Source organism: Prochlorococcus marinus str. MIT 9313 (genome assembly GCF_000011485.1).
GTDB lineage: Bacteria > Cyanobacteriota > Cyanobacteriia > PCC-6307 > Cyanobiaceae > Prochlorococcus > Prochlorococcus marinus_D.
This window is the reverse complement of the sequence record NC_005071.1, coordinates 140,822-154,518: the sequence shown is the minus strand read 5'-3', so window position 1 is coordinate 154,518 and position 13,697 is coordinate 140,822. Positions and strand designations below refer to the sequence as shown.

The window sequence follows — 13,697 nt, the reverse complement described above, 5'->3', positions numbered from 1 at the left end:
GCCAACGTTTATCGAGCAACTCTCGGCACTGTTGACTCGAACCTTCTAACGCTTTAACCCTGGAGCCGGCAAAATGAATCAACAACTGACCACCAACCTCTCAAGGCCTAACTGGGCTGCAACAAGTTTTTAAGGCACCATTGCAGCGTTCGTTCAACCAGGCCATTGCTTGAAGCAAACGATTCTTGATGTTGACCTACTGGCTTTTGAACAGGGCACGAGATTTCAACAAGCCGCTGTTGTTGACGGATTGATGCGCAGCCTCGGAACAGGGTTTGTAGTGACCACCAGTGATCTGCCCTCTGCTCTTCTCGATGAGGCCTACGGGATGCTGAACCGTTTCTTTGCTCTAGAAGCGACAACAAAACGACAATTCAACGTGCCTGAAGCCTTTGGCCAGACTGGCTATACAGACACACTTGTAGAAACAGCCGCAGGCGAAAAGCTGCCCGACTGGAAGGAAATGCTCAACTGGGCATTTCCACTCCCAGATAACCACCCCTTACGCCAACGTTTCCCCACGCTCTATCCAGAACAACTCCTACCAGAAGTAGCCGTGCCAGGCATCACTCGAGTGCTGCAAACCTTCCACCAAACCATCGCCGAATTGCAGTGTCGCGTGCTGCGAATCATCGCTACTGGTCTTGGTTGCCATAATGATTTTTTCACTGATCTGGTACAAGACGCACCAACGCTCACTAGAGCGATCCGCTACCCACCCATGAGCGAAGCCCCTGCTGCAGGGCACATGTGGGCCGCCGCCCATGGCGACATCAACCTGATTACAGCCTTACCGCGAGCCACGGCCCCAGGTCTGCAGGTCTACATCGATGGCTCTTGGGTTGATGCCATCGCACCTGAAGGCCAAGTGATCGTCAACAGTGGCTTGATGCTTGAACGGATCAGCAATGGGCTCATCCCAACAGGCTGGCACCGCGTCTTAGCACCAAGTCAAGCCAATCTTGAGCGACTCAGTGTTGTTCAGTTCTGTCACCCCAAACCATCCACCCTGCTCACACCGCTCAGCAACTGCGTCAATGAAAGCCATCCACAACGGTTCGCCGGCGTGATGGCTGCCGATGCCCTAGAGGAAGTGCTGTACAAAATCAAACTGATGGCTTAATGGCTGCAATCAATAGATGACCACGGGATATCAACGGGCCTCGCGATGCATCCAGCTGATCCAGTCAGCTGAAATTTGCTTCGGACACACCGCCTCACATTCCAAGTTGCTGCTGCAACTACCAAAACCCTCCTCGCTCATCCGCTCTTGCAACCTCTTCGCCCGGCGGTTGCGCTCAGGTTGCCCCTGAGGCAACTGAGCCAGATGGGCCAATTTGGCCGCCACAAACAAACTGGCTGAGGCATTACGACAACTAGCGACACATGCCCCACAACCGATGCAAGTAGCCGTCTCAAAGGAAGAGGCAGCTTGATCCTTCCCTATCAGCAAGTCATTGCCATCCGGAGCCTGGCCCGTATTCACCGAGCAATAGCCACCAGCTGCAATCAACCGATCAAAAGCCGCACGATCCACCACTAAATCTTGAATGAAAGGAAAAGCTCTTGCCCGCCATGGCTCCAGCGTCAATGTGTCGCCATCAGCAAACTGCCGCAGATAGAGCTGACACAAAGTGGTGCCGGTCTGAGGCCCATGGGCCTGACCATTAACAAGAAAGCCACAGCTACCACAAATACCCTCACGACAGTCGTGATCAAAAGACACCGGGCGCTTGGCTTGAGCAATCAGCTGTTCATTGAGACGATCAAGAGCCTCCAATAGCGACATGTCGGCAGAAATCTGCTCAAGCCAGTAGACATGGAAAGCACCGGAACTGTTGCTTGACGCCTGACGCCAAATACGCAGCTTGAGCGACAGTTTACGGCTCATCGATAACTACGTTCACTGGGCTTCAAACTCTTGAAGTTGAGCGGCTCAGCATGGCGAATCGGCTCGGCCATCTCGCGATCTTCCCAAGCAGCAATGTGGGCAAAGTTCTCATCATCACGCCGAGCTTCGCCTTCTTCTGTCTGATGCTCTTCACGGAAGTGGGCTCCACAAGACTCCTCTCTCGCCAAGGCATCGCGCAACATCAACTTGGCCATTCCAAAGAAATCAGCAACCCTCAACCCCTTCTCGAGTTCAGGATTAGGTCCCTGAACCTCTCCAGGGATGCTTACCTCAGCATGAAAACGTTGCTCCAGCAATGCCACATCTGCCAACCCAGCATGCAGCCCTTCGGCATCACGGCTGATACCGCAGCGATCAATCATCACAGCTCCAAGCTCACGATGAAAAGAATCAGCCGATCGTGTGCCCGCCCCCTTGAGCAAAAGCTCAATCCGCCCACTGGCTCGCGCCAGGGCTTCTCGGCAAGCCCCATGATCATCAGCAACAGGCTTGGTGCTATGGCCTGCTACCCAAGCCGTGACGGTAGCCGGCACAATGAAGTAGCCATCAGCCAAACCTTGCATCAGAGCACTAGCGCCGAGACGATTAGCACCATGCTCAGAGAAGTTGGCCTCACCCAGCACAAACAATCCAGGAATCGAACTCATCAGGTAGTAATCAACCCAGAGACCACCCATCGTGTAATGGGGCGCTGGAGAGATGCGCATTGGTGTCATCAACGGATCCTCACCCGTGATTCGCTCATACATCTCCAAAAGGTTGCCGTATCGCTCCACAATTACCTCTCGCCCCTGACTCGAGATCGCATCACTCAGGTCGAGATAAAAGGCTTGGCCACCAGGGCCCACACCATGCCCAGCCTTGCAGAGCTCCCTGGCACGGCGTGAAGCAACATCTCTGGGCACCATGTTGCCGTAGGCCGGGTACTGACGCTCAAGGAAGTAATCCCGCTGGGACTCAGGAATATCAACAGCTGAACGCTGATCTGCAGAATCTGATGGCAGCCAAACACGGCCGTCATTACGCAAGCTCTCGCTCATCAGGGTTCGCTTGCTCTGATAGGGATCACCACTTGGAATGCAGGTTGGGTGGATCTGGGTGAAGCAAGGGTTCGCGAATAAAGCTCCTTGACGATGAGCCCGCCAAATGGCACTTGCATTGGATTTGAGTGCATTTGTCGAAAGAAAGTAGACGTTGCTATAGCCACCACTCGCTAGCAACACAGCCTGAGCGGTATGCACCTCCAATTCACCACTGAGCAGGTCACGGCAGACCACCCCTCGGGCCACACCATCCACCTTGATGAGCTCCAAAACATCGCGTCGACAGAACAACTCCACATGACCAAGAGCCACCTGACGCATCAACGCCTGATAAGCGCCGTAGAGCAATTGCTGGCCAGTCTGTCCGCGAGCGTAAAAGGTGCGACTGACCGAAGCCCCTCCCATTCTTCTGGTCGAAAGTGTTCCCTCGTACTCACGGGCAAAGGGAACCCCCTGAGCAACGCACTGGTCGATGATCGCGCTACTGATCTCAGCCAAACGCTGGCAACCTGCCTCACGCGCACGGAAGTCACCGCCACGCAAGGTATCGGCAAAGAGGCGGCTAACGCTGTCTGCATCCACAGGAAGAGGGCGAGCGGCATTAATACCTCCTTGGGCGGCCACTGAGTGTGCCCGTCGAGGACTGTCGTGAAAGCTGATCACACGCACTTGATAACCCTGCTCGGCCAGGGTTGCCGCCGCCGAAGCCCCAGCCAACCCCGTGCCGACCACCAACAAATGAAGTTCCCGTTTGCGCGATGGGCTGATTAATGGCAGCGATCCTTGCGTGCGGTTCCATGCATCGGCGATCGTGCCTGATGGGAGGCGAGGATCAGGCAAACCATTCATCACTGACCCATCTGCAACGCTGAGGCAGAGACCAGCAACGCCACCACGCTGAAGCCGCCGCCCAAAAGCAACGCCAGCATGCGAAAGACGCGCCGAATGCGAAAACCATTAACTGGATCAAGCAATCCCAAACTGCGATGAGCCGCCTCACCACCGTGGAACACATGCAAGCTGACGGCCACAGCGGCCAATAAATAGAGAGCCACGTTTGCAGGCTGAGCCAACAAAGCCCGCAGCGCTATCAGCTCCTCGCCGGCGGCTGGCCTAGGCCAGCGCAGCTGCAAGAGATGCACCACAAGAAAGCCAAGCAGGATCAAACCACCAATCGCCTGACTACGTGCTGCTAAAACAGCAAGACGATCACCTCGGCGGCTAACAAGAGCAGCACGATTACCAGTTCGTCGATTAACAATCAGCTTGGCCAAGCTCAGGGCCAAGTGAATGAAAGCTGCAGCTAAAAAGGCAAATTCTGCAAACGGCAACCAAGCAGACTGATGCAAGGCCGCTGCATAAATCTCAAAGCTCGCAGGTGCAAAAGGCGCCATCACAACTCCACCCAAATGGAGCATCAGGAAAAGCACCAACAGCAACCCTGTAGCAGCGCTCCAGGCCCTGAACAAATCCACCCCCATAAATGCAGCCCACAAAGGTCAAACAACCCTAAAGAAACTCATGGGTCAGAGAGTAGGCGCACCTAACGTTCATCACGGGTGAACCTTCGCCAGAGCATCTAGATGCAAGGAAGGTTATCGTCCGCAAAAAAGAAAGTTCTGATGGCATCTAGCTCCACCACCTTTGCCCTGCTAGGGGCCGTCTTGATGGTGACGAGCTGCAGCCATAACCATAAGGCTACTCACAAATTCATGACGGTTGAGGCAACCCGAATCACCTCAACCAATTTTGAGCCAATGGTCAGTGCCGTCAGCATGCTGGAGTCGACCAAAAACGTGGCCTTAAAACCACAGACCGACGGCACAGTGGTCAAAATCCTCGCCAAGGATGGGCAACGCGTTAAAGCTGGTCAAACCATCCTGGTGCTCGACAACGAGCAACAAAGTGCTGCCCTGGACTCCGCCCAATCCGAAGCAAAGAAAGACCAACTCAATGCTGAGCGTTATGAATTCCTCTACCAGCAGGGTGCAACATCAGCCAAGACTCGCGACAAATATGCAGTGCAGGCAATCCAGTCGCGAGATCAGGCAAAAGCCGATGCAGCCACCCTCGGCTACAAATTCGTACGCGCACCAATCAATGGCCTAATCGGTGATCTGGACAAAGTGAAACTTGGCGACTACGTGAAGAAAGGGCAAACCATTACAGGCATCGTTGACGATTCGATGCTGTGGACAATGATGCAAATCCCTGCAACGCAAGCCAACCAGGTGCAACTGGGGCAAACAGTGATGGTTGCATCCCAAACCACACCACCTTTAACAGGGCAGGGCTCCGTTGTCTTTATCTCGCCGTATTACGAGCTGAATGGAACAAATAAGTCTCCAAACACACTCATGGTGAAAGCAGCCTTTCCCAACCTCACTGGTAAGTTAAAAACTGGACAATTTGTCAAAAGTCAGATCGTGACGGGGAAATTTACAAGCCTTGCTGTTCCTGTTCAAGCGGTATTTATGGAGGCCCAACAACCATTTGTCTACGTTGTTGTCCCACTAAGCAAAGCACTCCCAAAAATCAAAGCATCAAGCTCATTACCCGAAGCAACCAAAAAGAAGCTCGAATCATTACCTACTAACACACCGATTGTGTTGCAAAAAGCTGTCACCCTGGGCCAACTGCAAAACAACCTCTACCCATTGAAATCAGGCCTGCAAAAAGGCGAGCAAGTTGTTTCAAGCAACACAGCACTACTGCGTAACGGCATGGCCGTGAAGATTGCGCCAACACAAGCCACCAAGAAAAGAAGCAACTGAATAAAGCATGGCGTTCTCCGACAATTTCATCAAAAGACCAGTTCTGACGACAGTCTGCAGCATCCTCATCGTGCTGGTAGGCATTATCGCAATCCCTTCCTTACCAATCGCAAACCTCCCAAATATCGCCAGTCCACTGATCCAAGTCACAGCAAACTATGGCGGCGGAAATTCACTAGTCACCGAACAAGCTGTCACCAATCCGTTAGAGCAACAGATCAACGGTGTTCCTGGCGTTAACTACATCTCGTCCACCAGTGACATGGAGGGGCAAAGCACAATCAATGTCTACTTCGATGAGTCAACTGATATCAATATCGACCAAGTCAATGTGCAAAACCGCGTTTCCCTGGCCATGCCCCAGCTTCCAGAGCAAGTTCAGGCGACGGGTGTTTCCGTTGAACAAAGCAATCCATCCATCCTGCTGGCATATCAAGTTGGGTCAACGCAGGGGCAATTTGACGCTAATTACCTCAATGGCCTTATCTACGAGCAGCTCTATTACCCCCTTAGCAGAGTCCCAGGGGTTGCCAATGTTGCCGTGCTGGGCGGAGCCAACCCGGCCTATTGGCTATTTATCAATCCCGACAAACTGGCAGCCAACAAACTAACTGCCGAAGACATCATCAATGCTATAAAAAGCCAGAACAGCGTAGCGATTGGAGGCCTAGTAGGTGGCCCTCCTGCGACAGGGGACCAAGCCTATACATACCCAATTCTGGTTGAAAATAATGGCAACCTTGTCTCCATCGAAGACTTCAACAACCTCATCGTTAGTCGGACTACAAGTGGCAACCTTTTGCTGCTAAAAGATATTGGCGAAGTGATTTATGGCTCCAATACTTTTACAGCCGATGCAATCGACGTGAATGGGCACCCAGCCATGACACTGGCTGTCTACCAGACACCTGATAGCAACGCATTAGACGTTTCCAATGACGTCGTGAAAGTAATCGATCAGTTCGCCGCCTCAGCTCCACCAGGGGTCAAGGTATCGCAGATCTACAACATTGGTCAATTTATTGAATCCTCTGTTGAAGGAGTCGTTGATGCCCTTGGGCTTGCAATTGTCCTTGTGCTGCTCATTCTCTTTCTTTTCCTGCAGAACTGGCGAGCAACAATCATTCCGAGCTTGGCTATCCCAATCTCTCTAATTGGCACCTTTGCCTTCCTTAAAGTCTTCGATTTCTCTATTAATCAACTCACCCTGCTTGGCCTAGTTCTCGCTACCGGATTGGTTGTGGATGATGCAATTGTGGTGATCGAAGCTGTATCAAAAAACATCGAATCAGGGATGCGTCCTCGCCAGGCAGCACTGGCCTGCATGGGAGAACTATTTGGCGCCTTAGTGGCCACGGCCTTGGCACTGATGGCCGTCTTCGTACCAGTGGCCTTCTACCCAGGTGGCATTGGCATCATCTACAAGCAATTCGCCCTAACCATTGCCTTCTCAATTGCGATCTCAGCATTTAACGCCCTAACTTTCTCACCAATGTTGTCAGGATTGATTCTAGGTAGCGACAAGCCTCGAGAGCCCAAAGGTTGGGGCTGGGTCCTCTCAGGAGTGTTAGTGGGATTGGCCTTTGGTCGCTTCACAGCAACTGCTTTCGGCAGCTGGACCTACGTACTTGGTGTGATGTTGGGTGGCATAGCTAGCAGCAACCTCCCTTTCATTTTTCGTCGTTTCAATAGCTTTTTCGATGATTTGCAAAAGCGTTATGCCCAACTGATCAAATCGTTAATCAGCAAACGCCGCTTAATCCTGGCCAGTCTCGCTGGTGGCATCCTGCTGACTGCCTTCGCCTTCACTGCCATTCCCTCTGCCTTCATCCCGGAAGAAGACCAAGGTTATGGATTGGGTTTTTACCAGCTTCAAAATGGCGCCTCACTCAGCCAAACCCAACAAACAGGACAGCAAATTGCCGAGCTGCTCAAAACCGAAAAGAACATCGATGCAGCGGCAATTGTCAGTGGCTTCGGTTTCAATGGCTCCAGCCCCGATCAGGGTGCATTCTTTTTTGGCCTTAAGCCTCTCAATGAACGCAAAGGCAACAGCAACAGTGCAGCAGCCATCGTCGATCGGCTTAACGCCAAGTTAGAGAAGCTAAGTAGTGCCATGGCGGTTTCTGCCCAACCTCCTGCTGTACCGGGCTTCTCATCCCAGGGAGGTTTTTACTTCCAGTTCAATGATCTCAGCAACGGTGCCTACAACTTCAACCAACTGGATGGGCTTGCCAATGATCTGATCAAAGCCGGTAAAGCGAGCAGCGAATTCTCCAGCCTTTACACCCAGTTCATTCCTAGCGCTCCGGCCTTCGGACTCCAAGTCGACCGAGCTGTGATGGGAGCCTTAAACGTTGACTATCAGGAGGCAATGAACACAATCGCCACCCTGGCTGGCAGCAACTATTCAGGCCTCACATACGAAAACGGTCAAGTCCGCAACATCTATGTGCAATCATCAGCCGAACAACGCAACGACATTAACGACATCCTGAGTTATTACGTGCGCAGTCGTGATGGCGAGCTTGTACAAGTCTCACAGTTCGCCTCCGCAGACCTGAGCAGTGCGCCCCCAGTCATCAGCCATTACAACCTCTACCGCACAGTGCTCATTCAAGGTGCGGAGGCCATCGGCAAAAGTTCAGGCCAAGCCTTACAGGCCATTCAAAACCTCTTCCAAAAACAAGACTTCTCCAACATCGGCTACGCCTTCACCGGCTTGGCTGCACTGCAGTTATCTGCAGGCAGCGCAAGCATCATGGTCTTCGGACTCGGACTGCTCATCGTCTATCTGGTGCTATCTGCCCAATACGAGAGCTATGTCACACCAGTCATCATTCTGATGACAGTGCCATTAGCGATGCTTGGAGCGCTGGCGTTTCTAGCGATCCGCTCGATCGACCTCAACATCTATGCCCAGGTTGGCCTGGTGACCCTCATCGGCCTGGCGGCGAAGAACGGCATCCTGATTGTGGAAGTCGCCGAACAAAATCTGAAAAGCGGCATGACCCCTAGTGATGCTGTGATTGCCTCGGCCGAATCCCGCTTACGGCCAATCCTGATGACTGCTATTGCAGCCTTAGCCGGCTTCCTCCCTCTAGTGGTGGCCAATGGAGCTGGTGCCCATAGCCAACAATCACTGGGCACTGTGATTTTTGGAGGCCTGGTGGTGGCCACAGTGCTGTCTCTAGGAGTGGTACCGCCCTTTTATGTTGTGGTGAAGCATCTAGAGGAGCGCTGGTTCAGCAGCGAACCACAGATTTGACAAACGCCGAAAATCACATTTGGACTTGGCAGGATTGGCAGGTGGCTTGGAGCAGATCAGGCACTGCAGATCATGCCAATTCAGCAACGCTGCTCATCCACGGCTTTGGAGCCTGCAAGGAGCATTGGCGCCATAACCAATCGGTGTTGGCCCAAATAAGCCCCTGCTACGCCATCGATCTCCTCGGCTTTGGTAGCAGCAGCCAACCAAGGGCACGACTGCGGGGTGAAGCCCCCCATCAAGGTGATTTCTGCTACGACTTTGATGGCTGGGGAGCCCAGGTCGCCGCCTTCTGCCGCGAAGTGGTGCAGATACCTGTGCGCATTGTGGGCAATTCAATCGGCGGAGTGATTGCGTTACGTGCCGCCCAGCTCCTCGAAGAGGCTTGCGAAGGCGTCGTTCTGATCAACTGCGCCCAACGCACCTTGGACGACAAGCGATTAGACGAACAGCCCAGCCTGATGCGCTGGACTCGTCCCTGGCTGAAAAGTCTGGTTCAGCAGCGCTGGCTAAGCAACAGCCTCTTCCGCAACGCAGCAAACCCGATGATGATCAAGCGGGTACTGAAGCAGGCCTACCCCAGCGGAAACAATCTCGATCGATCCTTGGTGAGCATGCTGCAAAAACCAGCCGATAGACCAGGTGCTGCAGAAGCCTTCCACGGTTTCATCAACATCTTCGACGACTACCTGGCGCCAGAACTGATGGCTGATCTCAACATGCCAGTGGATCTGATCTGGGGGGCAGCCGATCCATGGGAACCGTTACAGGAAGCCCGTCGCTGGGCTGCGTTGCTGCCTTGTATCCGCTCCATATCAGTAGTCGATGGTGCAGGGCATTGCCCACACGACGAAGCTCCTGAAGAGGTCAATCCGCTACTGCTCAGCATCATTCAGCAAGCCGCATAGGCCTCAACCGTTTCACTCAACTGGCGCAGACCATTGAGTCCATGGCGCTCCAGATTGCGAACACGATCACGACTGATGTCGAGGATGCGGCCAATCCCGGTGAGGTTCATCGGCTCCCCTCCGTCGATTCCATAACGCATCCGCAGCACACGACCCTGCAGCTCGGGCAACTTTTCTAGCAAGGTACGTAAATCGCCTTTCATGCAATCCACTTCCACCTTCTCACTCGGTAACTCCTCTTCCCCGGCAAGCAACTCAAGCAACTCCGTTTCATCCCCATCTCCCACCTTCATCTCCAAACTCATCGGCTGACGGGCACGGCACATCAGATCCTTCACCTCCTCCTCGGGCAACTCCACAAACTCTGCAAGTTCGCTCACTGTTGGCGTGCGCCCCATCTCCTGACTTAATTCTCGCTGGCCTTTCTTGAGCTTGTTCAGCATCTCCGTGATATGGATCGGCAGACGGATCGTCCGGCTCTTCTCCGCAATCGCACGCGTGATCCCCTGACGAATCCACCAATACGCATAGGTCGAAAACTTGTAGCCACGGGTTGGGTCGAACTTCTCTACTCCCCTCACCAAGCCGATCGTTCCCTCTTGGATCAAATCAAGTAGCTCCATATTCCGTTTGGTGTACTTCTTGGCAACACTCACCACTAAGCGCAGGTTCGCAGACACCATCCGCTCCTTCGCACGTCGTCCGCTCTGCAACTTCTTCTTGAGCTGCAACTCACTCAAGCCAGCTGCCTTCGCTAGCTCTTTACGACTCGCTGGCTCACCTGTTTGACCTTCCAGTTCAGACTCAAGCTGCTCTAAAGACATCAACTCCTGCACCTGACGACCCAGCGTGATCTCCTGCTCATGGCTCAGCAGCGGCACTCGACCGATATCGCGCAGGTACGAACGCACCAGGTCGACATCTGCGGGCAACTGACGAGCAGGCACAACCGCTGGTTTAACAAGGGATTTGGAGGCTGCGGAGTCGGCCACGACAACTCTATTGCGTTTTGTAAAGCTTACCCTCCAAGTGGCCCAAAAGACACTACGGGAAACCCACCTCAGCAGAATGCATAGGTAGAACTACCTAGAACGCTATGCCATTTGTTTGCTGAAGCAGCCAAGCCGCTGTCCGCAAATAGATAAAGACCCCAGCCACATCAGTTGCTGTCGTAATAAAGGGAGCCGACATCAGGGCGGGATCCAAACCCATTCGATCGAACAACAAAGGCAAAGCAGCTCCAGCCGTAGCAGCCAGAGTAGTGATCGCCATCAGGCTGATCCCTACTGCTGCACCCACAAGAAGACTTTCACCCCGCCACCAAGCAAAGGGAACAACCACAAGCAACATCAACAAACCCAAAATCCCGCCCGCCATGGCCTCACGCAACACCGCCTTCATGCGACCAAGAGCCTGGATGCGCTGAGTACTAAGACCTCGAATCACCACAGTGGAACTCTGAGCGCCAACGTTGCCGCCCGTACCGATCAACAACGGGATGAACGCCGCCAACAGCACAACATGCTTCAGCACATCGTCGTTCATGGCAATCACTTGACTAGTAAAGCCATTCGCTACCACCAATACAGCCAGCCAAACCACTCGACGACGCGCAACAACCAACAAATTGCTCTGGAAATAGTCGTCTTCATCCCCCGCCTGCACAGCTCCAGCGGCATAAAGATCGCGTGTAGCCTCCTGTTCAATCACGTCAATCACGTCATCGACGGTGACGATCCCTACCAATCGCTGTTCTCGATCCACAACTGGGACAGCCAAAAAATCGTATCTCTGAATCGCTCGGGCCACCTCCTCTTGATCTGTGTCGGTGCGCACATTCACCACATCGCGGGTCATCACATCCCCGATGCGTGCCTCCGGCTCAGCAGTCACGAGATCTCGCAATGAAAGGATCCCGGTCAGGTGGCGCTCGCCATCAGTCACATAGAGGCTATAAATCGTCTCCGTGTCAGGAGCTCGACGCCTCACAATCGTGAGAGCCTGAGCTGCACTGTGAAATTCCTTGAGGTCAATAAACTCGGTCGTCATCAAACGACCAGCGGTTTCAGGCTCGTAACCAAGCAACTGAGCAGTGACCCGTCGCTCTGCTGGACTCAGTTCTGCCAGCAATCGTCGCACCACCTTGGCAGGCAGCTCATCAAACAATCGCACCCGGTCATCGGGGGACATCTCCTCCACCAACTCGAGCACCTCACCAGAGCGAAGGCGTTCCAGCAGACTCTGCTGAACAGCAGGCTCTAGGTATTCGTAAACCTCAATGGCCTCGTCCTTGCTGAGCAAGCGGAAGGCCAGAGCCTGCAGGGTGCGAGGCAAAATGCCAATGGCTTCAGCGATGTCAACCGGTTGCACCGGATGAAGCAGCATCTTCACGGCGTCATAATTGCCTGCTGACAACAGCGCTTGCAGCTGCTGGGCCACCAAGTCCACCAGGTCAGAGCCGCTGACGACGGCCGCCTCCGGACTGGTTGCCCCCGTTGCCTCGTTCATCGGCCAACCGTCAAGGCGAGCACACTGTATGGCGAATGGTCCTCGCTAGGGTCTTGAAGACAAAACCAAATGTCCATGGCCATCAACATCAGCCAGATTGTGGTTCGCACTCCAGAGGGTGCTGAGAAGTCCCTCAGCGAATACAGCGGCACGGTGCTGTTAATCGTGAATGTGGCCAGCCGATGTGGATTTACCAAGCAATACAAAGGCCTGCAGGCGCTGCAAAACACATACGGCCCTCAGGGACTAAAGGTGCTGGGCTTTCCTTGCAACGACTTTGGCGCCCAGGAGCCCGGCACCCTCGAGGAGATCAAGAGCTTCTGTTCCACCACCTACGGCGCCAGCTTCGAATTGTTTGACAAGGTGCACGCCATGGGCAAAACCACCGAGCCCTACACCACCCTCAATCAAACTGAACCAGCAGGAGATGTGGCCTGGAACTTCGAAAAGTTTCTTGTGGGTAAGGACGGCACCGTGCTCAAACGTTTCAAGAGCGGCGTGGAACCTGAAAGCACTGAGCTCAAGGCAGCTATCGACCAAGCCCTGATGGCCTGAACTGCCAACCAATCAAAAAACCAAGGGCTGCAACACCAAGACCTAAGCCCATGGTTAAACCAATCAATCCCAGCGCTGACAACCAAGCCCCCTGAGAGATCAGGGTGCTGCATTCCACCATCCAGCTGCTGAAAGTGGTGAGAGAACCACAGAAACCCACCCCCAGCAACAACTGACGGCTTGGACGGAACGGCAAACCAACCACCAACCCCAAAATGGCAGCTCCAATCACATTCACCAGCAAGTCGTTCTGAACCTGCCAGCGAACTAAAGCCCCAGGCACAGCCCCAAAAGCCACCAGCCACATCTCATTCCATTGATTGGGCAAGGGTTGCGTCGGATTAGCCATTAGCCAGCCCAACCCCTGCAGCTACAGCCAAGAGACCTCCCAAGATCGAGCCCACAGCAAGCACTAGGGCCTCACTCCAGCGATGCTCTCGCAAGGTATTGAGCACCTCTACCGCAAAAGTCGAAAAGGTGCTGAGAGAGCCGAAGAAGCCCACACCAATCAACAAGATCAAAGGCGATGCTCCACTTTCTGGTGCACATTTGGCCTGCAAGGCCAAGACCAAGCCAAGAGCGAAAGCAGCAACCATGTTCACCGCAAAAGTGCCCCAGTGCTTCCTCGGCACCATCGGCTCAAGGTGGTTCACCACTCTGAGGCGCAACCAAGCTCCTGGCACAGCGCCTATGGCTACCAGTGAAGCCTGCCATGCTGGCAACGCCAGA

12 protein-coding genes are annotated in these 13,697 nt (G+C 53.8%); 5 read left to right on the top strand and 7 right to left on the bottom strand.

Features of this window, described 5'->3' with window-relative positions; genetic code table 11:
* The first annotated feature begins 169 nt into the window (after positions 1–169).
* Positions 170–1,123, top strand: coding sequence for an isopenicillin N synthase family dioxygenase (locus AKG35_RS00670; RefSeq protein WP_011129513.1), 954 nt, complete (start codon positions 170–172; stop codon positions 1,121–1,123).
* Positions 1,124–1,153: 30 nt separating this feature from the next.
* On the opposite strand, the gene AKG35_RS00665 is transcribed toward AKG35_RS00670, so the two are convergent.
* Genes AKG35_RS00665 through AKG35_RS00655 form a run of 3 tightly spaced genes read right to left on the bottom strand, consistent with a single transcriptional unit; the run spans position 1,154 to position 4,436 of the window.
* Positions 1,154–1,891: a succinate dehydrogenase/fumarate reductase iron-sulfur subunit gene (locus AKG35_RS00665; RefSeq protein ID WP_011129512.1), complete on the bottom strand. Its 738-nt coding sequence runs from the start codon at positions 1,889–1,891 to the stop codon at positions 1,154–1,156.
* The gene (locus tag AKG35_RS00660) at positions 1,888–3,804 is read right to left on the bottom strand and encodes a fumarate reductase/succinate dehydrogenase flavoprotein subunit (RefSeq protein WP_011129511.1); all 1,917 of its coding nucleotides are present in this window, start codon (positions 3,802–3,804) and stop codon (positions 1,888–1,890) included. The genes AKG35_RS00665 and AKG35_RS00660 overlap by 4 nt, the downstream gene beginning before the upstream one ends.
* Positions 3,804–4,436, bottom strand: coding sequence for a succinate dehydrogenase cytochrome b subunit (locus AKG35_RS00655; RefSeq protein WP_041384855.1), 633 nt, complete (start codon positions 4,434–4,436; stop codon positions 3,804–3,806). Before AKG35_RS00655 ends, AKG35_RS00660 begins: the two co-directional genes overlap by 1 nt.
* A 141-nt stretch (positions 4,437–4,577) precedes the next feature.
* On the opposite strand from AKG35_RS00655, the gene AKG35_RS00650 reads away from it, so the two are divergent.
* The 3 genes from AKG35_RS00650 to AKG35_RS00640 are packed head-to-tail and all read left to right on the top strand — an operon-like array spanning position 4,578 to position 9,905.
* Positions 4,578–5,729, top strand: a complete 1,152-nt coding sequence (locus AKG35_RS00650; protein ID WP_419177147.1) for an efflux RND transporter periplasmic adaptor subunit — start codon at positions 4,578–4,580, stop codon at positions 5,727–5,729.
* A 7-nt stretch (positions 5,730–5,736) separates the two neighbouring features.
* The gene (locus AKG35_RS00645; RefSeq protein WP_011129508.1) at positions 5,737–8,997 is read left to right on the top strand and encodes an efflux RND transporter permease subunit; all 3,261 of its coding nucleotides are present in this window, start codon (positions 5,737–5,739) and stop codon (positions 8,995–8,997) included.
* Positions 8,994–9,905, top strand: coding sequence for an alpha/beta fold hydrolase (locus AKG35_RS00640; RefSeq protein WP_011129507.1), 912 nt, complete (start codon positions 8,994–8,996; stop codon positions 9,903–9,905). Before AKG35_RS00645 ends, AKG35_RS00640 begins: the two co-directional genes overlap by 4 nt.
* Here the strand turns inward: AKG35_RS00640 and AKG35_RS00635 are convergent.
* Positions 9,890–10,897, bottom strand: a complete 1,008-nt coding sequence (locus AKG35_RS00635; RefSeq protein WP_011129506.1) for an RpoD/SigA family RNA polymerase sigma factor — start codon at positions 10,895–10,897, stop codon at positions 9,890–9,892. The two genes, AKG35_RS00640 and AKG35_RS00635, sit on opposite strands and share 16 nt — an antisense overlap.
* 94 nt (positions 10,898–10,991) lie before the next feature.
* Complete coding sequence (mgtE, locus tag AKG35_RS00630) at positions 10,992–12,413, bottom strand: magnesium transporter (RefSeq protein ID WP_011129505.1); 1,422 nt, start codon at positions 12,411–12,413, stop codon at positions 10,992–10,994.
* Positions 12,414–12,488: 75 nt separating this feature from the next.
* On the opposite strand from mgtE, the gene AKG35_RS00625 reads away from it, so the two are divergent.
* Entirely contained in the window at positions 12,489–12,968 is a 480-nt protein-coding gene (locus AKG35_RS00625; RefSeq protein ID WP_041384234.1) for a glutathione peroxidase, read from the top strand.
* Here AKG35_RS00625 and AKG35_RS00620 read toward each other — a convergent pair.
* On the bottom strand, positions 12,943–13,317 hold the full coding sequence (locus tag AKG35_RS00620) for a fluoride efflux transporter FluC (RefSeq protein WP_011129503.1): 375 nt from the start codon (positions 13,315–13,317) through the stop codon (positions 12,943–12,945). The two genes, AKG35_RS00625 and AKG35_RS00620, sit on opposite strands and share 26 nt — an antisense overlap.
* A complete protein-coding gene (locus AKG35_RS00615) occupies positions 13,310–13,696 on the bottom strand; it encodes a fluoride efflux transporter FluC (RefSeq protein WP_197524602.1) in 387 nt (128 codons plus the stop codon). The genes AKG35_RS00620 and AKG35_RS00615 overlap by 8 nt, the downstream gene beginning before the upstream one ends.
* Between the last annotated feature and the right edge of the window lies 1 nt (position 13,697).